This is a genomic window from Thioalkalivibrio sp. ALJ3 (assembly GCF_000377205.1).
Classification (GTDB): Bacteria; Pseudomonadota; Gammaproteobacteria; order Ectothiorhodospirales; family Ectothiorhodospiraceae; genus Thioalkalivibrio.
The window spans coordinates 1-23475 of sequence record NZ_KB897913.1 but is presented as its reverse complement, the minus strand read 5'-3'; the positions used below and the strand labels follow the sequence as shown (position 1 = coordinate 23475).

Here is a 23475-nt window from a genome sequence, read left to right as displayed (position 1 = left end):
TCCAGCGTGCGGATCACGCCCTCGACGATGTCGTCGATGTAGGTGAAGTCGCGCCGGTGGTGGCCGTAGTTGAAGACGTCGATCGGCTCGCCCGCCAGGATCTTCCGGGTGAACAGGAACAGCGCCATGTCCGGGCGACCCCAGGGGCCATAGACGGTAAAGAAGCGCAGGCCCGTGACCGGCAGGTTGTAGAGATGGCTGTAGGTGTGCGCCATCAATTCGTTGGCCTTCTTGCTCGCGGCGTAGAGGCTCAGCGGGTGGTCGACGTTGTCGTGCACCGAGAACGGCATCGTGGTGTTGGCGCCGTAGACGGAGCTGGAACTGGCATAGACCAGGTGCTCCACGCCGTTGTGCCGGCAGCCCTCCAGGATGTTGCCAAAACCGACCAGGTTGGTGTCGACATAGGCCGCCGGGTTCTCCAGCGAGTAACGCACCCCGGCCTGGGCCGCCAGGTTCACCACCCGCTCCGGGCGGTGCTCGCGAAACACCCGGTCCATCGCCGCGCGGTCGGCGATGTCCTCGCGGACCTCGGTATAGCCCGGGTGGTCCTGGGTGCGCGCCAGGCGCGCCTCTTTCAGTGAGACATCGTAGTAGTCGTTGAGATTGTCGACGCCGATGACCTCGTCGCCGCGTTCCAGCAGGCGCAGAGAGAGGGCGCTGCCAATAAAACCGGCGCTGCCGGTGACCAGGATTCTCATGGACGGATCATGTGCCTTATGCCGATGTTAAGCCGATGGGGGCCGGGGCAACCCACCGTAGGAGGCCAGCCCTCTGGCCGATGGGGGCCGGGCCTGGCTCCCCATCGCTCAGGGGGCTGAGCTCCTACAGAGAGAGACGGGCTGAACATATGCTAGCCCCGATCATCGGGCAGGGTGATATTCAACTCCAGCACCTCGCAGTCGCCCTCGCGGTCGACGTTCATCTGCACGGCGTCATCGTCGACCTTCACGTATTTGCGGATGACCTGCAGCAGCTCCTGCTGCATCGCGGGCAGATAATCCGGGCCGCCCCGGGCCGCGCGTTCCCGCGCCACGATGATCTGCAGGCGTTCCTTGGCAACGCTGGCGCTTTTCTGCCGCGGCTGGCGGAAGTAATCGAAGATACCCATGATCAGCTCCCGAACAGGCGTCCGAAGAAGCCCTTCTTCGGTACATCGACAAAGCGCAGGGGACGCTCCTCGCCCAGGAAGCGGTCCACCGCGTCCTGATAGGCCTGTCCGGCATCGGATTCCTCGTCCAGCACCACCGGCAGACCGGCGTTCGAGGCATTCAGCACGGCCTGCGACTCGGGGATCACACCCAGCAGGTCGATGGCCAGGATCTCGCCGACATCCTCGATGCTGAGCATCTCGCCGCGCGCGGCGCGCTCCGCGGCATAGCGGGTCAGCAGCAAACGCCCCTGGATCGGCTCGCCGCCCTGTTCCACTTGCCGGGTCTTGCTGGCGAGGATGCCGAGGATGCGGTCGGAGTCGCGCACCGAGGAGACCTCGGGGTTGGTGACCACGATGGCCTCGTCGGCAAAATAGGCCGCCATCAGCGCGCCCCGCTCGATGCCCGCCGGGCTGTCGCAGATGATGTATTCGAAATCCTCGGACAGTTCGTTCAACACGCGTTCCACGCCGTCCTGCGTCAGGGCATCCTTGTCGCGCGTCTGCGAGGCCGGGAGGATATGCAAGTTCTCCGCGCGCTTGTCGCGGATCAGCGCCTGTTTCAGGTTGGCGTCGCCATTGATCACATTGACGAAGTCGTACACCACACGGCGCTCGCAGCCCATGATCAGATCCAGGTTGCGCAGGCCGACGTCGAAATCGATCACGGCCGTCTTGTGGCCGCGCAGGGCCAGACCGGTGGCGATCGCGGCAGAGGTGGTGGTCTTGCCGACCCCGCCCTTGCCCGAGGTAATCACTACGATGCGTGCCATGGTGGCTGCTTCTCCTTAGGGAAACGCTGATGAATGTACGCACTCGCGCTCGAGTCGCTTTTGCGTGCGAACAAGGCGCGGTGAGCGCAGTGTAGCCGAGCTACATAAGCGAGCCGCAACGCCGTTCGCGCGCCCGTTTTTGATAACAACTGGCGGCCGAGCCCCGGCATTGAATCGGTTGTGGGGTTGGTACCCCAGGTTCCCCGATCCTGCGTTGCGCCGCTTGCGGGTAGAACCACTACCCGCTGCACGACGCGCCTTGTCTCGGAAAACCTGGGGTACCAACGCGAGTGTGTACATTCATCAGCGTTTCCCTTAGTCGTCGTGCGAGGGCATGTGCAAGGCCGAACGGCCCTCTACGCCGCTCGCTCAGATTTCAGCGATCTTGAGGCTTTCGCCCGTGAGTGTCACCAGCCGATTCTCGCCGCGCTCGGACTCGGCGATATCCTCGGCCACCCGATAATGCCCGGCGATGGACAACAGCTCCGCATCCAGCCGCCGGCAGAAGATCCGCGCCGTCTCCAGACCCCGTACCCCGGCAAGTGCCCGCCCGCGTAGCGGACCCAGCACATGGATGTGACCATCCGCCAGCAGTTCGGCCCCGGCGGATACCGCGCCGGTCACCAGCAGATCGCCGCCGCGGGCATAGATCTGCTGCCCCGAACGGACTGGTCGGTCCACCACACGGGTCGCGCTGTGGACCGCGGGGGCGGCCTCGGTCGCCTTGTCCGTGGATTTCTTGCCCTTCTTGCTCGGCGGCGGCTCCGGGGCCTCGCCTTCATCCAGGGGCACCTCGCCACTGGGCGCGCCGCCGCGACCGCCCAGCTGCAGCACGGGCAGGACGTCGAACAGTTCGGAATAGCTTTGCAGGCGCTCGGCGACCTCGCCCGCGTGCAGGCCGATCAGCTTGAAGCCCTCGGCGCGCACCTGCTCGATGGTCGCCTGCAGGTCGCTCTCGGGGGCCTCGGCCACGGGCTCGAGATCCAGCACGATAGGCATGTCGCGCATCAGGTCCGGGGCCTGTTCGCGATGCGCGATCAGCTGCTCGCCGAGTTGGCGGGGGTCGGTCTGGAACACCCGCAGCACCGACACCAGCATCATGCGCCCTTTCAGTTCAATGGTCTGGACGGGACTCGGCGTAGCGCTCATGCGTGCGTAGGGCCCTGCTGTGAGATCGGCGATCGGGAAACTCGGCCTCCGACGCGCGTCAGAAGACCGGAAAGATGCGCGCTTTATAGCGCGGACGGGGAAACTACAGCAAGGGAGTGCCAGCGAAATCAGCGGCGGATCACGGTCGCGGCGGCCCCGGGATCAGCGTGTTGGTGCGCCGCGCGTACTCCGCATAGCCCGGCCGCGAGGCATGCATACGTTTTTCCAGTAACGTGACGCCCGACACACGCAGGATCAGCACGATCATCAGGATCGCCGAGGGCACCGCCCACCAGCCCCCGGCGGCCAGCGCGAGCATCCCGTAGCCCACCCAGACGACGATCTCGCCGAAGTAGTTCGGGTGGCGGCTGTAGCGCCATAAGCCCTGGTCCATGACCTCGCCCCGCCCTGCAGGGTCGGCCCGGAAGCGCGCCATCTGTGCGTCCGCGACCGATTCATACAGCGTGCCCAGCGCCCAGACCCCCGCACCCAGCGCCGCCAGCGGCCACCAGATGCTCGCGGCATTGGTCACCGCCAGCATCGGCAGGCCGATCACGGCGACCAGAGCACCCTGCAGCCAGAAGATCGTGACCAGGCTGCGCGCCACAAAGGCCCGGTTCGACAGCCCCTCGCGCATGTCGGTATAGCGCCCGTCCTCGCCGTGACCCCAGTTGCGCCAGGTGATGAACAGCGACAGCCGCAGGCCCCACACCAGCACCGGGATCACGATCCAGAGGCCCTGCGCCGGCCAGCCCGCAAGCCCCCACCAGACCAGCGTCACGACCACGAAGCCCAGGCCCCAAAAGCGGTCGACCAGACTGGCGTCGTGGCGCCAGACACTGCCGGCCCAGACCAGGGTCATCAGGCCCAGGCTGGCCAGAAGCCCCCAGAGAAACGCCATCAGTGCCTCCATCGCGCTCAGCCCCCCGGCCGCTCGAACAGCACATGGGAGACGAACCACTCATCGCCGCCGCTGTAGTCAAACAACTCCGCGCAGGCCATGTAGAAGATCCGCCAGCGCTGGAACCAGAGTGCCGCCTGCTGTGCACCATAGGCCGTCTCGAACAGGGGCATCAGCGTGTCGCGGGCGCGATCCTGGCGGGCCAGCCAGGCGTTGAGCGTGCGGGCGTAGTGCTGCCCACCGACGCGCCACTGACGGATCACCCGCAGGTCCTCCTGAAAATGCCGCGCGAGGTCGTCCGACGGCATCAGGCCGTCGCGGAAGAAGTACCGCCCCATCCAGTCGTGTTCGCCCTCGGACTCGAACACATACGCGTGTTCGCGATGGGCGAACACATGCATGAAGAACCGCCCGCCGGGATTGAGCCACCCGGCGATGCGCCGCAGCAGTTCCGGCCAGTTGCGCATATGCTCGAACATCTCGATCGAGACCGCCCGGTCAAAGCCCGGCTCCGGCGGAGCGAACGTGTTCATGTCCGCGGTCAGGATCTCTAGATTCGCAAGCCCCAGGGCATCGCAGCGGGCCTCGATCAAGGCCCGCTGGGTATTGGAGTTTGAGACGGCGGTGATCTGTGCGCCAGGGTACTGCTCGGCCATCCACAGCGACAGCGACCCCCAGCCGCAGCCCAGTTCCAGCACCCGCTGGCCATCGGCAATCCCCGCGCGCTCGCAGGTCAGGCGCAGCATCGCGACCTCGGCCGCATCGAGGCTGTCGACGCCCTCCGGCCACCAGGCGCTGGAGTACTTGAGTCGCGGGCCCAGGCACTGTTCGAAATAGGCGGCGGGGATCTCGTAGTGCTGTTCGTTGGCGATATCGGTGGACAGGGCGACGGGGGCCGCGCGCATGGACTCGATCAGGGCGTAGCGCCGCTCCATGGTCGCCTCGACCGTGCCGGAGACCTCTGCCAGACGCTCCGCCAGCAGCAGGCGGATCCCCGCGCGCACCAGCATGTCCGGCACGCGTCCCTGCTCCGCCCAGTCCATCATCCGCTGCATGCCGCATCTCCCCTTGAGTGCAACATGGACCCCGGGGAATGTGACCGGTTCCCGCGATACAACGCCTACGCGTCGCTCCGACGATCTCCGTACCCACCGCCGCCGGGCGTGCGTATCTCGATCGCGTCCCCTGGCTCTACATGGCGGCGATCGCAGGCGAACATCGGCTCACGCGTGCCGTCGGCGCGCAGGATCACGTCCTCCCCCGGCGCGCCCGGCCCACCACCGGCGACCCCGAACGGCGGCACCCGGCGACGGTTGGACAACAGCACGACCTCCATCGCCTGGTCGAACCCGAGCCGGCGGATCACCCCGTCGCCGCCTGCATAATGCCCCTGCCCCCCGGAGCCGCGGTGGTAGGCGAAGCGCTCCACCCGCACCGGGAAGCGGCTCTCCAGCACCTCGGGATCGGTCAGCCGCGAGTTGGTCATGTGCGTCTGCACCGCACTGGCCCCGGCGTAACCCGGCCCCGCGCCGGCCCCGCCGGCGATCGTCTCGTAGTACTGGTAGTCGGCATTGCCGAAGGTCAGGTTGTTCATCGTGCCCTGGGCCGCCGCCTGCACGCCCAGCGCCCCAAACAGGGCATCGGTGACCACCTGCGAGGTCTCGACATTGCCGGCCACCACCGCGGCGGGCGGCGCCGGGTTCAGCAGACAGTCCTGCGGAATGACCAGGTCCACCGGCGCCAGGCAGCCATCGTTCAGCGGGATCGCATCCTCCAGCAGGGTGCGCAGTACATACAGCACCGCCGCGCGCACGATGGAGCTCGGCGCGTTGAAGTTGTCCTCGCGTACCGCGCTGGTGCCGGTGAAGTCGATGCGCAGGCGCCGGTCGGCGGGATCGGGGGCGACTTGTACCTGCACCTCCGCGCCGTTGTCCATCGCGTACACGAACCGGCCGGCCTCGAGCCTCGGGATCAGCCGTTCCACGGCCTCGGCCGCGTTGTCCAGCACGTGGCCCATGTAGGCCGTTACCGTGGCCGCGCCGTATTCATCCAGCAGCCGGCCGAGCTCCTCCAGTCCCTTGCGATTGGCCGCGACCTGGGCCTCGAGATCGGCGAGGTTCTGATCGGGGTTGCGCGCCGGCCACGGGCCCTCGCCGAGCAGTGCGCACAGACGGTCGCTGTCGAACACCCCGTCGCGCACGAGCCGGGTGGGCGGGATCAGCACGCCCTCCTCCTCAAGGCAGGTGGAGAACGCGGGCATGGAGCCCGGGGTGATGCCGCCAACATCCGCGTGATGCCCGCGCGAGGCGACGAAGAACGCGGGGGCACCGGCCGCTGCAGACGCATCCTCGGTCACCTGTTCGCCGCCATCCAGGAACACCGGCGTGACCACCGTGATGTCCGGCAGGTGGGTGCCGCCGTTGTAGGGGTCGTTCAACACAAAGGCATCGCCCGGGCGCAGGTCGCCCGCGAACGCCTCCACCACCGCGCGCACGCTGGCCCCCATGGAGCCGAGGTGGACCGGCATGTGCGGGGCATTGGCGACCAGACGGCCCTCGGCGTCGAACAGTGCACAGGAGAAATCCAGGCGCTCCTTGATGTTCACCGAGTGCGCGGTGTTGCGCAGGGTGAAGCCCATCTGGTCGGCGATCGCCATGAAGCGGTTGTTGAACACCTCCAGCAGGATCGGATCGCGCGGGACGGACTCGGGGCTTGTTGCCGCCGCGCCCGGACGCCGTGGGCTGCCCCGCTCGCGATCCAGCCGCAGGGTCCCGTCCGCCTCGATGCACCCGGCCCAGCCGGGCTCCAGCACCAGCGTCGCGGTCGGCTCGATCACGATGGCCGGACCGGCCAGGGTCATGCCGGGCTGCAGCGATTCCCGCCGGTACAGCGGCACATGGCGTTGTTCCCCGTCGATGACCATCGCGACCGTATCCGCCTCCGGCGCAGGCCCACGGGCCGCCGATGCCGCCATGCGCTCCGATGCGGTCTCCCGCGGGGTAGCGATCGCCTCGGCCGTCGCGATCGCCACAACCAGGTCGCGATCCGGCGGGGCAAAGCCGTAGCGCGCGCGGTAGGCCTCGGCAAAGGCGGCCATCAACGCCGCGGGCTCGCCCGCCGGCACCTCCAGCGCGGTGTCCGATCCGGCCAGGCGCAGATGCAGCCGCCGCTCGATGCGCATGTCCTCCGCCGCCACGCCCTGCTCCGCCAGCGCGGCGCGGGCGGCCTCGGCCTGTTCCGCGAGGGCGGACTCGATCGCCCCGGCATGCGGCTCGTCCAGCGGCCATTCGAGGCTGCGTTCGCGCAGGGCGCGCAACTCGCCCAGTCCCATGCCGTAGGCGGACAGCACGCCACCGAGCGGATGGAACAGGATATGCCGCATACCCAGCTGCTCCGCCACGCGGCAGGCGTGCTGCCCCCCGGCGCCACCGAAACAGACCAGCGCATAACGCGAGACGTCATGCCCGCGCTGCACCGAGATGGTCTTGATCGCCTGGGCCATATGCTCCACTGCGATCTGCAGCGCCCCCTCGGCCAGGCCCTCCGGGGTCGCGGGCTCCCCGGTCGCGGCCGCCACCTCGGCGGCCAGCTCTGCGAACTGTCGGCGCACCGGTTCCGGATCCAGCGGCCGGTCGCGATCCGGCCCGAACACCGCCGGGAAATACTCCGGGCGCAGCCGTCCCAGCAGCAGGTTGCAATCGGTCACGGTTAGCGGCCCGCCCTGGCCGTAGCAGGCGGGTCCGGGCTGGGCGCCGGCGGACTCCGGGCCCACCCGCAGGCGGATGCCATCGAAGCGGCAGATCGACCCGCCGCCGGCCGCAACCGTATGGATATCCAGCATGGGCACGCGCAGCCGCGCACCGGCCACCTCGCTCTCCTGGCGGCGCTCCAGCGCCCCCGCGAGGTGCGCGACGTCGGTGGAGGTGCCACCCATGTCGAAGGTGATCAGGCGTTCGAAACCGAGCGGGCCGGCGGTCTTGAGTGCCCCGACGATCCCCCCGGCTGGTCCCGACAGGATCGCGTCGCGACCGCGAAACCGCGCCGCGTCCACCAGCCCGCCATGCGACTGCATGAAGCGCAGGGGCACGCGGCCCAACTCGCCCGCGACCTGTTCGACATAGCGGCGCAGCACCGGCGAGAGATAGGCGTCAACCACCGTGGTCTCGCCGCGCGGGACGAGCTTGATCAGCGGGCTGGTCGCGTGGCTGGTCGCAACCTCGGCAAAACCCAGTTCGCGCGCCAGCGAGGCGATCGCCTGCTCGTGCGCCGGGTAGCGATAGCCATGCAGGCAGACGATGGCCACGCAGCGGATGCCGTCTTCCAGCGCCGCCTGCAGCCGCGGCCGCAGCGCGTCCAGATCGACCGGGATGAGGACCTCGCCGGCCGCATTCACCCGCTCGCGCACCGGCTCCACCCGCGCGTAGACCGGTGTCGGCAGGCGGATCTCGCGGGCGAACAGCTCGGGGCGCGCCTGATGGCCGATCGCCAACGCGTCCTCCAGCCCCTCGGTGATCACCAGCAGCGTGGGCTCCCCCTTGCGCTCGAGCAGGGCGTTGGTGGCCACCGTTGTGCCCATGCGCACCTCGTGTACCACGCCCTCCGGAATGGGAGTGTCGGCGGAGAGCCCCAGCAGATCGTGAATTCCCTGCACGGCCGCATCGCGGTAGACCTCCGGGTTCTCCGACAGCAGCTTGCGGGTGTGCAGGCGCCCCGACGGATCACGTGCGACCAGGTCGGTGAACGTCCCGCCCCGATCCACCCAGAAATGCCAGTCTTTCGCCACTGTGGCTTGAGTCATGTCCACCGCTCTGGTTTGATCGCCCGAACTCGCGCCCCGCGGCCCGGTCGCAGGCTCCGTAATCGTCGAGCCGCCAAGGAAACGCTGATAGATCAACGTTTCCCTAAACGAAGGAATATCGCGCATGGACCCCATTACCCACGCCAGTCTCGGCGCCGTGATCGGCGGCCTCACCCTCGGCTCCCGCCTGGGGCGCAAGGCCGTAGTGCTGGGGGCCGGTGTCGCGCTGCTGCCCGACCTGGACGCGTTCATAGCTTACGGGGACGCGGTATCCGAGTTCATCCACCACCGGGGCTTTACCCACTCCTGGCTGGTGCAGTTGCTAGTGGCTACCGGCGTCGCGGGGCTGCTCGCAAAGATCCCGGCGACGCGGGAGATGGGTTTTGGCCGCTGGTGGCTGTTCTTCTTCCTGATCTGGGCCACGCACTCGCTGAACGACCTGCTGACCACCTACGGCACCCAGGTGCTATGGCCGCTGCCGGTCGGCCCCCTGTCCACGGGCTCGATCTTCGTGATCGACCCGTTCTACACCCTGCCGCTGCTGGTCGCGGCGATCGGAGCGCTGTTCTACCGCTTCGCCCCGCGCCTGCTGGTCGCCGGGCTGGTGCTGTCGACCGTCTATGCCGGCTCCGGCCTGGCACTGAAGGCCTGGATCGACCACCGCATCCAGCCCGCGCTGGCCGCAATGGAGCTGGACGACCAGCCGCGACTGATCCAGCCGACGCCGTTCAACCTGCTCCTGTGGCGGATCACGGTCATCAACGACGACGAGTTCCTGGATGCCTGGGTCGGCATCTTCGACGAGCCGATCCGGCCCGACTTCGAACGCTTCGAACGCGGCGACCAGGAGCTTCGCGAGGCCGCGCTGGCCCTGGACGACGGGCAGCGCCTGCAGTGGTTCTCCGGCGATTTCCTGCGCTTTCATCGCGCCACGCATGACGAGGGCCCGGACCGGCTCGTGGTCACCGACATCCGCTTGGGGGCGCCCGGCTTCTTCCCGTTCGGCTTCGAGATCGCAGAGGACCGCAACGGCGACTGGGAGCCGATTACCTCGCGTGCAATCGGCGAGCTGCCCCGGCGCGACAGCCTCGACGCCCTCGGCGGCATGCTGCAGCGGATCGTCGATCCCGAGGGCGCACCCTGCATCATGGACCTGGGCGATCCGGCCTATGCGATCACCGAGCCGCCCCCGCGCTGTCGCATGGATGGACGCACGTCGCCTCCTGCCGGGGGCGCGCACGACATGCCGTGAGCCAGGGCGAGCCAAGCGTGTCCGGCCCGCCACTGGCCTGCGAACTGTGCGGCCGAACGATGGATGACCTGACGCGGCATCACCTGATCCCGCGCAAGCAACACCGGCGCAAGCGCATCCAGCGCCTGTTCAGTCGCAGCGAGCGCGAACAACGGATCCTCTGGGTTTGTCGCCCCTGCCACGACCACATCCACAAGCACTTCGACGAGCAGACCCTGGCCGAGCGTCTGAACACCGCGGAGGCGCTGCTCGCCGAACCGGTCGTGCAGGACTTCGTCGCCTGGATCGCGCGCCACCCGCCGGGCTTCAAACCGCGCAGCTGACGCTACTGACGTCTAGAGTTCTCGCAACCCCAGCACGTCCTGCATGTCGTACAGGCCGTGATCGGCGCCGGCCAGCCAGATCGCCGCACGCACCGCACCCGCGGCGAAAATCCCGCGGCTGGAGGCCTTGTGGGTGATCTCGATGCGTTCCCCCTCGCCGGCGAACAGCGCGGTGTGCTCGCCCACGATGTCGCCGGCGCGCACGGTCGCGAATCCGATGGTGCGCCGGTCACGCGCGCCGGTCTGGCCCTCGCGGCCGTAGACGGCGTCGTGTTCCAGGTCGCGTCCCAGGACCTCGGCCACCACGCGGCCGAGCTTCAGGGCCGTACCCGAGGGGGCATCCACCTTGTGCCGGTGGTGCGCCTCGAGGATCTCGACGTCCACGCTGTCGCCCAGGGCGCGGGCGGCCAGCTCGACCAGCTTGAAGGTCAGGTTCACACCGACGCTCATGTTCGGCGCATAGACGATGCGCATCGCCCCGGCCGCGTCACGCAGCCGCTGCTCCTGCGCAGCATCCAGGCCTGTTGTACCGATCACCAGCGCCTTGCCGTGCATGCGGCACAGCTCCAGGTGCTGCATGGTCGCCGCGGGGCTGGTGAAGTCGATCAGCACGTCGAAGTCATCGGCCACGGTCGCCAGGTCCTCGACCAGCTGGACCGGGGCCGTCGATCCCACGGAGGTACCGAGACGTTCGCTGCCCGGCCGCTCGCTCGCCGCCCCCAGCGTGCCTTCGGGGTGATCCTCGACGGCCTGCACCAGGTTCTGCCCCATGCGCCCGGCGGCGCCTGCCACTGCCACTCGAATCATTGCCGTGTTCCCTTCGTTTCTGTTCATTCCCAGCCCGCGAAGACTACGGAAGATCCCGGGCATACGCGAGGAAGACCCCGTGGCCGCCGGATTCGAACTCCAGCCAGATCAGCGGCAGGTCGGGGAAGGCCTCCTCAACCGCGGGCTGGCTGTTGCCGACCTCGACGATCAGCGCACCGTCCTCGGTCAGATGGCGGCGGGCACCGGCCAGGATACGGCGCACGATGTCGAGCCCGTCCTCGCCCGCGGCCAGGCCCAGTTCGGGCTCGTGGCGGTACTCTTGCGGCAGCTCGGCCATGTCGCGGGCATCGACATAGGGCGGATTGCTCACGATCAGGTCGTAGCGATCCTCCGGCCCCAGCGCCTCGAAGACATCGGAGTGCCGAACCTGCACGCGGTCGCCAACGTCATGGCGCTCGATGTTGCGCGCCGCCACGGCCAGCGCCGGTTCGGAGACGTCACTCACATCGACCTGTGCCTGCGGCAGGGCCAGCGCCGTGGCGATGCCAATGCAGCCGCCGCCCGTGCACAGGTCCAGCACGCGCTCGACCGAATCGGCTTCGATCCATGGCTCGAACCCGACGGCGATCAACTCCGCCAGGGGCGAGCGCGGCACCAGCACGTGCTCGTCGACAAAGAATGGCAGCCCGGCAAACCAGGCCTCTCCGGTCAGATAGGCCGCCGGCTTGCGTGTCTCAATGCGCGTGCGCAGCACCGCAATCACCCGCGTGCGTTCGGCCTCGCTCAGGTTCGACGACCACCAACTCTCGGGCAGATCCAGCGGCAGATGCAGCGCATGCAGCACCAGCCAGGCGGCCTCGTCGAAGGCGTTGTCCGTCCCGTGGCCGAAGCTCAGCCCGCCCGCGCGAAACTGGCTCGCGCCAAAGCGGATGAAGTCGCGCAGCGTGCGCAGTCCTGTCGTGGATTCCATTTGGGCCTTTCCCATTGGCGTGGGGGCCGTCATCATACCGGCTCGCTTCCGTCCCGTGCGCCCGAACCGAGTATCCCGATGAGTGCCCTAGACCCCTGGCTGGCCCGAGCTTCCCACCTGCTGCCGCAGCACGCGCTGTCCCGGGTGGTGCACCGCCTGGCGCGTATCGAGAGCCCCCGTGTCCAGCCACTACTGCGCTGGTTCGTCCGCCAGTACGGGCTGAACATGGACGAGGCGGCGGAGCCCGACATCGCGGCCTACCCCAGCTTCAATGCCCTGTTCACACGGGCGCTGCGCGAGGACGCCCGCCCCCTGGCGGGTGACGACAACACGGTCGCGAGCCCCGCGGACTCCCGGGTCAGCGCGGCCGGGCGCATCGAGGCCGGCCAGATCTTTCAGGCCAAGGGTCACCACTACACGGTGCGGGAGCTTCTGGGCGGTGAGGAGGACCTTGCCGAACCGTTTCGGCATGGCCATTTCGTGACGCTCTATCTGTCGCCACGGCATTACCATCGGCTGCACATGCCGCTGACCGGCACGCTGACCCACATGCTGCATGTGCCCGGTCGACTGTTCTCGGTCGCGCCACGGATCGTGCGCCATGTCCCGCGCCTGTATGCCCGCAACGAACGCGTGGTGGCCTGCTTCGACACGCATTTCGGGCCGATGGCCGTCGCCCTGATCGGGGCCCAGAACGTCGGCTCGATCGAGACGGTCTGGGCGGGCGAGGTTACGCCTCCGGCCGGGCAGCCCTACAGCTGCAGCGAATACCCGGATCGCGAGATCACGCTCGAGCGCGGGGCCGAGATGGGGCGCTTCAACCTCGGCTCGTCGGTGGTCCTGCTGCTGCCGGAGCATCCGCTGGAGCTGGGGGAGCACCTGACGCCGGAGACCGAGGTGCAGGTCCGCGGCGCCCTCGGTCGCTTCTACTAGCCTCCACCTGCCGGCCGCTCTTGGCGCCGGTCTTAGTGCAGCCGCCTGCGGTCGGTTGGCAGTTCCGTTGAAGTTGGGCCTGGTTCGGCCTCTAGAGTTTACGGTGGCTGCGGCCTGCCGCCTGCCTGCGCTCACTCGCGAGCGCACCGCGAGTTACTTCTTTGCTCGTGCAAAGAAGTAACCAAGAAACACGCCCGGGATTCGCCCGGGCGACCTTGCTCCGGACGCGCCAGGCCGGCGGCGCTGAAACTCGCTACGCCTTTGGCTTCGCTCAGACAGTCAGCGCCTTTTCTCCGGCCTGTCACGCCCTCCACAAGGGGCTCATATCGGGAGGAAAGGTCAAAACAAGTGGTATTCCAGCCTCTGCGGTAAGCCCCGAGCTGTAGGGTGCGTTGAGCGCAGCGAAACGCACCCTGCCAACGCCGGGGCAACCCTGATGCGATTCGCTGCGCTCATCAGCATCCTACGATGGGATCTGGCGCCCCCTGGCGGGCGCGGCACGCCAGGGCCGAAGACCGCGCGTGCCAAGATGTCCGAACACCCAGCCTCCATCCACTGGTGCAGACTTTAGGGCCGCCGTTGTCTTGACCTTCATCCCCCGTATGAAGCCCCTTGCGGAAGGGTCCTCGGGACGGAAAAAAGGCGCTGACTGTCTGAGCGAAGCCAAAGGCGCAGCGAGTTTCAGCGCCGCCGGCCCGAGGGCCCTGGAGCAAGGTTCCCGGGCGGAATCCGGGTGCCCTTCTTTGGGTACTTTCTTGGGCAAGCAAGAAAGTACCTCGCGGTGCGCTGGCGAAACAGCGCAGGCAGGCGGCCGGCCGAAGGCACCGTAAACTCCAGAGGACGAACCAGGCCTAGCCCTAGAGCGCAGGGCAAGACGAAGCACGGTCAGTCGTGGGCGGCGGCGGGCGGCAGCTGGATGAAGTGCTCGCGGTAGACGCGGAGTTCGTCGATGGAGTCGCGGATGTCTTGCAACGCCTGGTGCGAGGCGTTCTTCTGCAGCTTCGAGAGCACGTCCGGTGCCCAGCGCCGGGCCAGCTCCTTGAGCGTGGAGACGTCCAGATTGCGGTAGTGGAAATAGGCCTCCAGCTCCGGCATCAGGCGCGCCATGAAACGCCGATCCTGACAGATGGAGTTCCCGCACATCGGCGAGGCCCCTTTCGGCACATAGTCGGACAGGAAGGCAATAGTCTCGCGCTCGGCGGCGGCCGCATCCGTACTGCTGTGACGGATGCGCTCGATCAGGCCGGAAGCCCCATGCGTGCGCCGATTCCATTCGTCCATCGCATCCAGCACATCGGACGGCTGGTAGATGGCGAGGACCGGCCCCTCCGCCAGGATGTTCAGTTCCTTGTCGGTGATGATGGTCGCCACCTCGATGATCCGGTCGTTCTGCGGGTCCAGCCCGGTCATCTCGAGGTCGATCCAGATCAGGTTTTCGGCGCTCGCTGCCATGCCTGCTCCTTTCCTGTGCGCTCGAAGTCTATCATCATGGTTCAGGTCGACGCTGACGGTATCGCGCAGCTGCGCCATTCGCACCGGCGTCTTCCCGGGGCCTCGTGGCCCCGCCCGATCCATTCCCCACGAAGGAGGGAATCATGCGACTGATCATCTCAAGCCTTGCGGCCCTGGGCCTCGGATTTTCCCTGGGCGCGGCCCAGGCCGATGACATCCAGAAGGGCAAGAACCTGCATCAGGACAACTGCATCAGCTGCCATGCCGACATGGTCGGAGGCAACGGTACGGACCTGTACACGCGCGACAACCGGATCGTCGGCGACTATGACCATCTGGTCCGGCAGGTGAACAACTGCAACGCACAACTGGGCACCAACTGGTTCGACGACGAGATCAACGCGGTGGTGTCCTACCTGAATTCGGAGTACTACCAGTTCGATGAGTGATCTGAAGACCAAGCACTGCCAGGCCTGCGAAGGGTTCACCGAGCCGATGTCGCGCGAGGACGCCGAGCGCGGCCTCGGTCAACTGGACAGCCACTGGGGCATCGACGAGGCTGGCCGCAGCATCCAGCGAAGCTTCAAATTCAAGAACTTTCACGAGACCATGGCGTTCGTGAACGCGGTGGCCTGGATCGCCCATGTGGAAGACCACCACCCGGACCTGGCAGTGGGCTACAACCGTTGTTCGGTGCAATTCTCGACCCACGCGGTGGGCGGCCTGACGGAGAACGACTTTATCTGCGCCGCCCGCATCGATGCGCTCTTTGACTAGCTCGTTGACGAACGCGACACCGGCACTGGCCGGTCCGGCCCCTTGAGCCGGACCGGTCGGGTTTACGCCCGCCACAACCAGATGGCCGACATCGCGGCGCCGGAGGACACGGTGCCGCAGCGGGTCCGTCTGCACCGACGACTGAAGGATCTCGCCTGCGGCGACCGCGTGGAGATGGACGCGGGCGGCGAACAGATCCAGCTTCGCCTGCCCCGGGACAACACCCTGGTACGCCAGGACGGTTTTGGGCGGCGCAAGGTCATCGCCGCCAACATCGACACTGTCTGGATCGTGATCGCGCCCTCCCCGATGCCGGCACGCTATCTGATCGACCGCTTCCTGGTCGCGGTGTACAACCTCCCGGCCAGGCCGCGGATCCTGGTGAACAAGCAGGACGCAGGGCCCGCCGCGCCCGCGGACTGGCTGGCGCCGTACGCCCACCTGGACCTTGACCCCCTGCATGTCAGCGCCCGCAGTGGCTACGGGCTGGACGCCCTCGCCGAGGCGGCAAGGGGAAATACCAACATCCTGATCGGACAGTCCGGGGTGGGCAAATCGTCGCTGATCGCGGCGCTGCTCGAGCGCCATGGTCGCGGCGATCTCAAGCTTCCGGAAGCGGGGGATCTCGCGGCGTCCGGCGAGGGCCGCCACACGACGGTCACCGCGCAGTGGTATCCACTGACAGGGGGTGGGGCGTGGATCGATTCGCCGGGTGTACGCGACTTTACGCCGGAACTGGAATCCATTGATGCACTAGTGCGCGGATTTCCGGATATCGAAGTGCTTGGGGAGAACTGTCGATTCCGCAACTGCCGCCATCAGACCGAACCCGGCTGCGCGGTGCGGGAGGCCGTTGATCAAGGCACCCTGCCAGCGGCTCGGCTCGATGCCTGGAATGCGCTACTGGAGACGCTGGAGAAACGCTAGATTCAACCGGCTAGAACGTCAGCCCCATCTCCACGCCGATCACCGACGAAGACGGATCACGGGTGCTCTCGAAGTCGAGGCGGTCGGACATCCAGTCGCTCGAGGTATTCAACGAATAGTCGTCGTAGTAGAGGCTCAATGACAGTTCGGACTGGTTCTGCAGACGCAGACGGCTGTCGATGCTGAGATACCCCGCGCTACGACCCAGCTCGCGATGGCGGCTGCCATAGCCGAAGCCCAGGGCATCGTCCTCCCCCGCGAGCGGCTGACGCAGGCCAATGCGGAACTGGCTGTCAAAGCGCCCGGACGCAAAGGTGGGGCCGAAGCTGAAGTCCGTGAAATAGGCCGTGGATTCGCTTTCCGGGCCCAAGTCCGACCAGCCCGGACGGGTCTCCATACCGATCCCCAGATTCAGGCCATATCCAAAACCGGCGCCCAGTTGCTGGTGGTAACCCCCTTCTATCTCGAACAGACGGCTGGCGAGAACCCCCATGCCGGCTTCCTCACCTGGCAGGCTACCGGTGGTCTCCGTACGCAGGGTCAACTGATAGCGCCAGTCGCGACTCGCCGAGGCGGGCTCCGGATCGGTCATCGGCAGGACGTTCGGCGCGGATCGGCCCGCGCCACCGATTGGCTCCATGCCGACTGGGTCGACTACAGTTCCACCTTCGGAGTCGTACTCGACTTCATCGACACGATCCGAGCCACCGAGCGTCGACTCTGTGCCTGTGGGGGTGTACGTCAGGGAATAGCGGTCATCGGCGTGGGCCACGCTGGTCGCGGCAAGCCCGAAACATACGGCCAGTGCCAGCGCGAGCGGCACACGGGCAGACGCCAGCTGCGGACTGTTGCCTCGCGCTGCTTGCCTGGCTTCACCGTGATGATTCCGTCGCGTCACGCCCGTATCGTCCGTGTTGTGTTGTCTCGATCAGCCCGGGGGCCAGCTCAGCGCGCGACCGCCCAGTACGTGCATGTGTACATGGTAGACCGTTTGGCCACCGTCTTGGTTGCAGTTCATCACGGTTCGATAACCGTTTTCCGCAAATTCGCGATCGCGTGCAATCTGTGCCGCCACATGCGTCATATGCCCAATGACCGGCGCGGTTTCGGCACTCAGTTCGTTCAGGGTGGCGATGTGCTGTTTCGGGATCACCAGCACATGCGTCGGAGCCTGGGGATTCAGGTCTTCGAAGGCCAGGACTTGGTCGTCCTCGAACACGACCTTCGCCGGGATATCCCCCGCGACGATCTTGCAAAAAATGCAGTCAGCCATCGTCGTCTCCCGCATGAACGGAGCGGATTTATATCAGGGAATGGTAATGGATTCAACGCGCCAACGGCGCAGGCGGCTCAGTATTCGCGGCGCCCGGACAGGGCATGCGCGAGGGTACCGGCGTCGATATACTCGAGTTCACCGCCCGTAGGGACTCCCTGCGCGATACGCGTGGCACGAATGCCGTGACGGGCGGCCATTTCGGCCAGGTAGTGCGCGGTGACCTCGCCCTCGACCGAGGTATTGGTCGCCAGGATCAGCTCGCGTACGCCCTGTTCCTGCAGCCGCGCCTCCAACCGATCCAGACCCAGCTCTTCGGGACCAATGCCATCCAGCGGCGACAACCGCCCGAGCAACACGTGGAAACGGCCGGCAAAGTCGGTCGCCGACTCGATGGCCATGACATCGCCCGGACTCTCGACCACGCAGATCACGCCTGGGTCGCGCTCGGGATCGGCACAGCGAGGACAGACCTCGGCGGTAGTCAGCGTGCGGCACACCTGGCAGTGCCCTACGCGCTCGACGGCCTGGTCGACTGCGCGCGCCAGCCGGCGCGCACCGTCGCGGTCACGCTCCAGCAGGTGCAGCGCCATGCGCCGCGCGGATTTGGCACCAACACCCGGCAGGCAGCGCAGCGCCTGCACCAGTTCGTCGAGTTCAGTGTCCATCACGCGCCGCGCCTGTTCCGACCCAGGGGGGCACGATCAGAACGGCAGCTTCATCCCGGCCGGCAGACCCATGCCCTCGGTCAGACTGCCCATCCGCTCCTGGGTGGTGGACTCGACCTTCTGCACGGCGTCATTGATCGCCGCGGCCACCAGGTCCTCGATCATGTCGCGGTCGTCCTCCAGCAAGCTGGGGTCGATCTTGACCCGGCGCACCGCGTACTTGCCGGTCATGAGCACACTCACGAGACCGCCGCCCGCCTGGCCCTCAATCTCCATCTCGGCTAGCTCGGCCTGCATCTTCTGCATGTCTTCCTGCATCTTCTGGGCCTGCTTCATCAGGCCACCCATGCCACCTTTCATCATGATTTCGCTCTCCTGCCCCACGCCTCGCGCAGGGGTTATCGTTCAATCGATTACGACGCGGGTGACGAGCCGTCGGGCGCCGAGTCGCCCGCGCGGTCCTCGCGTATTCGCACCGCGCCCAGCTCGGCCCCGAAGGCCTCGCCCAGGGCCTGCACCACCGGATCCTCGCGCATCGCCGTCTCGGCGCTAGCCTGACGTTCGGCCGCGTCAGCCGCAAGCCGGGCAGCGGGCGTGGCCTCCGATGGTTGTGACTGGTCGACAATCTCCAGCCGTACCGAGTGCCCGAGCCGCTCTTCCAGTGCGGCCTTCAGGCGCACCCGAGTCCGCTCGGTATGAAGCGTACCTGGGGCCACGGCAACAACGACGCTTTCGTCAGTCAGTTGCTGCAATTCACCGTGCAGCGCAAGTTCGCGAACCGTTCCGGTTGGCAGGCCTTCAGCAAAGCGGTGCCAGTCGAAAGGTCCGGAGTCCGGATCCGGCGCCGCGGACGGCGTGGCATTCGATACCGGACGCGGGGCGGACGTGGCATCCGGAGCCGACTGCACGGACGGAGCCGCCCCGGGCCCGGCGGCCGGCTCGCGCACCTGTTCTGGTGTCCGCTCACGCGACCGTTCCGACGCGGAGGGCGCAGTCGGTTGTGACGCCATGGCATCGGGCCGGGCCGTGGCCGAATCCACCATCGGGCCGGATCGCGAAGCAGCCGCCGTGGCACCCTGACGCTCGGCGGGGGCAGCGCCTTCGCCTGGCCCTTCCGGCCGAAAGGCCAGCAGGCGCAGCAGGGTCATCTCCACCCCCATCTGCGCATCCGGCGCCCAGGGCAGGTCGCGGCCCCCGTGAATCAGGATCTGGTAGGTCAGTTGCAGGGTTTCCGGGTCCACCCGGGCTGCGGTCTCGCGCGCCCAGCGCTCGGCGGCATCGTCATCCTCGGCACCACCCTCACCGCGCACCAGCTGTTCCACGGCCACGCGATGCACCAGAGCCGCCAGTTCGTCCAGCAGGCGCGACCAGTCGGGCCCCAGGCCCTTGAGTTCCTGCAACCCCTGCATCAGACCGGGGCCATCACCGGCGAACACCGCATCCAGCAGCCCGGTCAGACGGGTTCGTGGCAGCAGGCCCAGCATGTCGCAGGCATCGGCCTCGGTCAGGCGATCACCGCCGTAGGCGATGGCCTGATCGGTCAGGCTCAGCGCGTCGCGCATGGAACCCTCGGCCGCCTCGCCCAGGCGCAGCAGCGCACCCGGCTCGGCCTGCAGACCTTCGGCCTCCAGAATGCGCGTCAGGTGCTCGGCGATCAGCGCCGGCGGCATCGGCTTGAGGTTGAACTGCAGGCAGCGTGACAGCACGGTGACCGGCAGCTTCTGCGGATCGGTCGTGGCGAGCAGGAACTTGACGTGATCCGGCGGCTCTTCCAGCGTCTTCAACAGGGCGTTGAAGCTCTTCTCGGAGAGCATGTGCACCTCGTCGATCAGGTACACCTTGAAGCGCCCCGCGGTCGGGGCATAGGAGACGTTGTCCAGCAGCTCGCGGGTGTCGTCCACGCGGGTGCGCGATGCGGCATCGACCTCGATCAGGTCCAGATGCCGTCCCTCGGCGATCTCGACGCAGGAGCGGCACTCGCCGCAGGGGGTCGGCGTGACACCCGTCTCGCAGTTCAGGCAGCGCGCGAGGATGCGGGCGATCGTGGTCTTGCCCACGCCGCGCGTCCCGGCGAACAGGTAGGCATGATGCAGGCGATCCCCGCTCAGGGCATTGGCAAGGGCCCGCACCACATGCGGTTGCCCGACCAGGTCCTCGAAACGACCGGGACGCCACTTGCGGGCCAGAACCTGGTGACTCATGCCTCCCCCGTCAGTGCAGTCTTCCGCGTGCCCGCGTGCGGGGCTATCACCGCAGGAATCCGGGCCGCAGGGATAAGGGTGGTGGCCCGCACCCGCCACACCCCGGCGCCCGACGCAGCTGCTACCGTTGCTCCCTTCCGGGCCTGGCGGGATTCACAACCTGTCGTCGCGAGGGGACTGATACGGACCACCATAACGCGGTCCTCGAATCGAGGCGAACTCGAATCGGGGCCGCAAGCTTCCGGGTTTGGCCTGGTGACGTCAAGCACAGGCGATAGCCCAAGCCTAATAACACAATAGAAACACAAAACTGGATCAATCAAGGGCCAGGCCTTACCTTGATCTCCGTAGCCGGGAACTACACCGGCCCGACAGAAATCTTCATCTGTGACAATTGAGCACAAACGGATATTCAACAAGGAGACACCCCATGGAACTCGAAAATCGCGAAGGCCAGCGCGTACCGGAAGTGACTTTCCGTTGCCGCAAGGACAACGACTGGAACGACGTGCGCTCGGAAGACCTGTTCAAGGGCCGCAACGTAATCGTCTTTGCCCTGCCGGGCGCGTTCACCCCGACCTGCTCCTCGGCCCATGTGCCGCGCTACAACGAGCTGGCGCCGGTGTTCAAGAAGCACGGCATCGACGAGATCGTGTGCATCTCGGTCAATGACGGCTTCGTGATGGAGGCCTGGCAGGCCGATCAGCAGGCCGACCGCGTGACGTTCATCGCCGACGGCAATGGCGAGTTCACCGAGCAAATGGGCATGCTGGTCGACAAGAGCGACCTCGGCTTCGGATGGCGCTCCTGGCGCTACTCCATGCTGGTGCGCGACGGCGTGATCGAAAAGCAGTTCATCGAGCCGGACGAGCCGGGCGACCCCTTCGTGGTTTCCGACGCCGACACGATGCTTGCGCACGTCGCGCCGGAGGCGGCCTGCCCCGAAGACGTGGTCGTCTTCACCAAACCGGGCTGCCCATACTGCGCCAGCGCCAAGGAGATGCTGGAGAATGCCGGTCTCGAATACGAGGAGATTGTGCTGGGCCGCGATGCCAGCCTGCGCAGCCTGCGCGCCGCCACCGGGGCAATGACTGTGCCGCAGGTGTTCGTCGGCGGCCACCGCATCGGCGGATCGGAAGACCTGCAGGAGTGGATCTCCCGCGAGAAGAAAGCGGCGTAAGCCGTCCTGCAGCGACCCCGGGCGGGGTTACAGCCGCCCCGGTGGTCACCCGAAGCATGGGTGGCCATCCGGATCGGGACACCACATTGCGCGGGCCTCCCGATCCGGATGGCAAACCTGACGACCTGAACACCGGGACTTTTCAGAACCTTTCAAGGAAGCGAAATGGAACACTACGACATCATCGTGATCGGCGGCGGCAGCGGCGGCCTGGCTGTAGCCGAACGTGCCGCGCCACACGGCGCCCGCGTCGCCGTGTTCGATCCGAAACCACTCGGCGGCACCTGCGTGAACGAAGGCTGCGTGCCGAAAAAGCTCACCTGGTACGCGGCCGAGCATGCGGCGCAGGCCCGTGACGCACACGAGTTTGGCGTGGATGTCGAACTCAAGGGCGTCCGCTATGCGGACCTGGCGAAAAAGCGCCGGGCCATGCTGAAGGACCTGAACCAGTTCTGGGCCGGGCACCTGGAGAAACTGGGCGTCACCCACATTCCCGAGCGTGCCCGCCTGACCGGCAAGGACAAGGTAATCAGCGAGAGCGGTACCGAGTACACCGCCAAGCGGATCGTACTGGCGATGGGTGGCGCCCCGCTCGTGCCGCCGCTGGACGGCGCCGAACTGGGCGCGACTTCCGATGATTTCTTCGAATGGACCGATCTGCCGAAATCCATCGCGGTGATCGGCGCCGGCTACATCGGCCTGGAGATGGCCGGCATGCTGTGCTCGATGGGTGTAAAGACCGACGTGGTCGCGATGGAGGACCGCGTACTGGAAATGTTCGACCCGATGGTTTCGCAGGTTCTGGATCAGCACATGGAGCACCAGGGTATCCGCCGCCATCTGGGCGTGAAGGTCGCCGGCCTGGGCGGCAAGCCCGGTGCGGTGACCGTCAAGATCGAGGACGGCCAGGAACTGGGTCCGTACGAGAAGGTGTTGTGGGCGGTGGGGCGCAAACCCGCCACCGGCGACATGGGCCTGGACGAAGCCGGTGTCGAGATCGCCCGCGATGGCACCGTCCCGGTGGACAAATGGCAGGCCACGAACGTCGACGGCATCTACGCCCTGGGCGACATTATTGGCAAGGCTCCACTGACGCCGGTCGCGATCGCGGCGGGTCGCCGTCTGGCGGACCACTGGTACACCCCGGAGAAGAACCCGGTCCCCGTGGATTACGAGCAGATTCCCACGGTTACCTTTACCCATCCGACCGCGGGCATGGTCGGGCTGACCGAGCCTCAGGCCGTGGAACGGTTCGGTGACTCGGTGCGCGTCTACGAGACCCAGTTCGGCGGCCTCGACCGCGCATTCGCCGAGGGCCAGACCCCGCCGGTTGCGATGAAACTGGTCTGTGCCGAAGAGGACGAAAAGGTCGTCGGCATACACATGATCGGCCCCCACGTCGACGAAATGCTGCAGGGCTTTGCCGTGGCCGTGCGCATGGGCGCCACCAAGCGTGACCTGGACCTGACCATCCCGCTGCACCCGACCAGCGCCGAGGAACTGGTCACGCTCAAGGAGGCCCGTCCAGGCCGCCAGACCGGACTCGCCAAGGCCAAGGCGGCCTGACCGGCCCCGCCGCCGGCCCGTCAACGACAAAACGCCGCCCCTGTGCAAAGCGCCGGGGCGGCGTGCCTGTGTTGCCCAAGGCCACAGCGAAACGATTCCGGCAAGCCGAATCCAGTCGTTCGCCGGTATCCTTCAGGCCTCTGCGGTGGCCCGCACTTGCCTAGGGAGACGCTGATTTAATCGCACGTCCGCGTTGGTGCCCCCTGTTTTCCGAGACAAGGCGCGTCGTGCAGCGGGTAGTGGTTCTACCCGCAAGCGGCGCAACGCAGGATCGGGGAACAGGGGGCACCAACCCCACAAGCTATTGAAAGCAGGGGCTCGGCCGCTTTTGCGCGGGAACGGCGTTGCGGCTCCTTTGTGCAGAATGACTGCACGGCAGTCACCGCGCCTTGTTCCCACGCAAAAGCGACTCGAGCG

Annotated in this window: 23 protein-coding genes and 1 other RNA gene; 8 read left to right on the top strand and 16 right to left on the bottom strand. The window is 67.0% G+C overall.

Features of this window, described 5'->3' with window-relative positions:
- The 7 genes from C935_RS0112525 to C935_RS0112495 form a co-directional block, all read right to left on the bottom strand.
- The coding region (locus C935_RS0112525) for an NAD-dependent epimerase/dehydratase family protein (protein WP_018862837.1) at positions 1–698 on the bottom strand (698 nt) is incomplete at its 3' end.
- Between the two features lie 152 nt (positions 699–850).
- Positions 851–1108 carry a cell division topological specificity factor MinE gene (minE, locus tag C935_RS0112520; protein ID WP_018862836.1) on the bottom strand — a complete coding sequence of 86 codons (258 nt, stop codon included), beginning with the start codon at positions 1106–1108 and terminating at the stop codon, positions 851–853.
- 2 nt (positions 1109–1110) lie between these two features.
- Entirely contained in the window at positions 1111–1920 is an 810-nt protein-coding gene (gene minD / locus C935_RS0112515) for a septum site-determining protein MinD (RefSeq protein ID WP_018862835.1), read from the bottom strand.
- Between the two features lie 369 nt (positions 1921–2289).
- Positions 2290–3021 carry a septum site-determining protein MinC gene (minC, locus tag C935_RS0112510; RefSeq protein ID WP_018862834.1) on the bottom strand — a complete coding sequence of 244 codons (732 nt, stop codon included), beginning with the start codon at positions 3019–3021 and terminating at the stop codon, positions 2290–2292.
- Positions 3022–3208: 187 nt separating this feature from the next.
- Positions 3209–3982 carry a DUF1295 domain-containing protein gene (locus C935_RS0112505; RefSeq protein ID WP_026278793.1) on the bottom strand — a complete coding sequence of 258 codons (774 nt, stop codon included), beginning with the start codon at positions 3980–3982 and terminating at the stop codon, positions 3209–3211.
- A gap of 5 nt (positions 3983–3987) precedes the next feature.
- Positions 3988–5025 (bottom strand): cyclopropane-fatty-acyl-phospholipid synthase family protein, encoded by a 1038-nt coding sequence (locus C935_RS0112500; protein ID WP_018862832.1) that lies wholly within the window; start codon positions 5023–5025, stop codon positions 3988–3990.
- 65 nt (positions 5026–5090) lie between these two features.
- Entirely contained in the window at positions 5091–8768 is a 3678-nt protein-coding gene (locus C935_RS0112495) for a hydantoinase B/oxoprolinase family protein (RefSeq protein WP_019572170.1), read from the bottom strand.
- 124 nt (positions 8769–8892) lie between these two features.
- Here C935_RS0112495 and C935_RS0112490 point away from each other — a divergent pair, with 124 nt between their 5' ends.
- Both C935_RS0112490 and C935_RS0112485 read left to right on the top strand, forming a co-directional pair.
- On the top strand, positions 8893–10020 hold the full coding sequence (locus tag C935_RS0112490) for a metal-dependent hydrolase (RefSeq protein WP_018862830.1): 1128 nt from the start codon (positions 8893–8895) through the stop codon (positions 10018–10020).
- 59 nt (positions 10021–10079) lie between these two features.
- Positions 10080–10343, top strand: coding sequence for a hypothetical protein (locus C935_RS0112485; protein WP_231367707.1), 264 nt, complete (start codon positions 10080–10082; stop codon positions 10341–10343).
- A 12-nt stretch (positions 10344–10355) separates the two neighbouring features.
- On the opposite strand, the gene dapB is transcribed toward C935_RS0112485, so the two are convergent.
- The gene (dapB, locus tag C935_RS0112480) at positions 10356–11150 is read right to left on the bottom strand and encodes a 4-hydroxy-tetrahydrodipicolinate reductase (RefSeq protein ID WP_018862828.1); all 795 of its coding nucleotides are present in this window, start codon (positions 11148–11150) and stop codon (positions 10356–10358) included.
- 43 nt (positions 11151–11193) lie between these two features.
- Entirely contained in the window at positions 11194–12081 is an 888-nt protein-coding gene (gene prmB / locus C935_RS0112475) for a 50S ribosomal protein L3 N(5)-glutamine methyltransferase (protein WP_018862827.1), read from the bottom strand.
- 78 nt (positions 12082–12159) lie between these two features.
- Between prmB and asd the strand changes: the two genes are divergently transcribed.
- On the top strand, positions 12160–13014 hold the full coding sequence (gene asd, locus C935_RS0112470; protein ID WP_018862826.1) for an archaetidylserine decarboxylase: 855 nt from the start codon (positions 12160–12162) through the stop codon (positions 13012–13014).
- 885 nt (positions 13015–13899) lie between these two features.
- Here asd and orn read toward each other — a convergent pair.
- Complete coding sequence (gene orn / locus C935_RS0112465) at positions 13900–14466, bottom strand: oligoribonuclease (protein WP_018862825.1); 567 nt, start codon at positions 14464–14466, stop codon at positions 13900–13902.
- 143 nt (positions 14467–14609) lie between these two features.
- Here orn and C935_RS0112460 point away from each other — a divergent pair, with 143 nt between their 5' ends.
- From C935_RS0112460 to rsgA, 3 genes are all read left to right on the top strand, one after another.
- Positions 14610–14915 (top strand): cytochrome c, encoded by a 306-nt coding sequence (locus C935_RS0112460; RefSeq protein ID WP_018862824.1) that lies wholly within the window; start codon positions 14610–14612, stop codon positions 14913–14915.
- Entirely contained in the window at positions 14908–15243 is a 336-nt protein-coding gene (locus C935_RS0112455) for a 4a-hydroxytetrahydrobiopterin dehydratase (protein ID WP_018862823.1), read from the top strand. The genes C935_RS0112460 and C935_RS0112455 overlap by 8 nt, the downstream gene beginning before the upstream one ends.
- 81 nt (positions 15244–15324) lie before the next feature.
- Positions 15325–16170 carry a ribosome small subunit-dependent GTPase A gene (rsgA, locus tag C935_RS0112450; protein WP_018862822.1) on the top strand — a complete coding sequence of 282 codons (846 nt, stop codon included), beginning with the start codon at positions 15325–15327 and terminating at the stop codon, positions 16168–16170.
- Positions 16171–16180: 10 nt separating this feature from the next.
- Here the strand turns inward: rsgA and C935_RS0112445 are convergent, their stop codons facing one another.
- The 6 genes from C935_RS0112445 to ffs all read right to left on the bottom strand — a co-directional run bounded on the left by C935_RS0112445 (position 16181) and on the right by ffs (position 20495).
- Complete coding sequence (locus tag C935_RS0112445; RefSeq protein ID WP_018862821.1) at positions 16181–16993, bottom strand: hypothetical protein; 813 nt, start codon at positions 16991–16993, stop codon at positions 16181–16183.
- Between the two features lie 105 nt (positions 16994–17098).
- The gene (locus tag C935_RS0112440; RefSeq protein ID WP_018862820.1) at positions 17099–17443 is read right to left on the bottom strand and encodes a histidine triad nucleotide-binding protein; all 345 of its coding nucleotides are present in this window, start codon (positions 17441–17443) and stop codon (positions 17099–17101) included.
- 77 nt (positions 17444–17520) lie between these two features.
- Positions 17521–18111 (bottom strand): recombination mediator RecR, encoded by a 591-nt coding sequence (gene recR, locus C935_RS0112435; RefSeq protein WP_018862819.1) that lies wholly within the window; start codon positions 18109–18111, stop codon positions 17521–17523.
- A 36-nt stretch (positions 18112–18147) separates the two neighbouring features.
- On the bottom strand, positions 18148–18474 hold the full coding sequence (locus C935_RS0112430) for a YbaB/EbfC family nucleoid-associated protein (RefSeq protein WP_018138490.1): 327 nt from the start codon (positions 18472–18474) through the stop codon (positions 18148–18150).
- A gap of 50 nt (positions 18475–18524) precedes the next feature.
- Positions 18525–20312, bottom strand: coding sequence for a DNA polymerase III subunit gamma/tau (gene dnaX / locus C935_RS0112425; protein WP_018862818.1), 1788 nt, complete (start codon positions 20310–20312; stop codon positions 18525–18527).
- Positions 20313–20398: 86 nt separating this feature from the next.
- An RNA gene (gene ffs, locus C935_RS13225) (signal recognition particle sRNA small type) lies at positions 20399–20495 on the bottom strand.
- A gap of 247 nt (positions 20496–20742) precedes the next feature.
- Here ffs and C935_RS0112420 point away from each other — a divergent pair.
- Both C935_RS0112420 and gorA read left to right on the top strand, forming a co-directional pair.
- On the top strand, positions 20743–21492 hold the full coding sequence (locus C935_RS0112420) for a glutathione peroxidase (RefSeq protein WP_018862817.1): 750 nt from the start codon (positions 20743–20745) through the stop codon (positions 21490–21492).
- A gap of 165 nt (positions 21493–21657) precedes the next feature.
- Positions 21658–23058, top strand: a complete 1401-nt coding sequence (gene gorA, locus C935_RS0112415) for a glutathione-disulfide reductase (protein ID WP_018862816.1) — start codon at positions 21658–21660, stop codon at positions 23056–23058.
- Positions 23059–23475 lie beyond the last annotated feature (417 nt).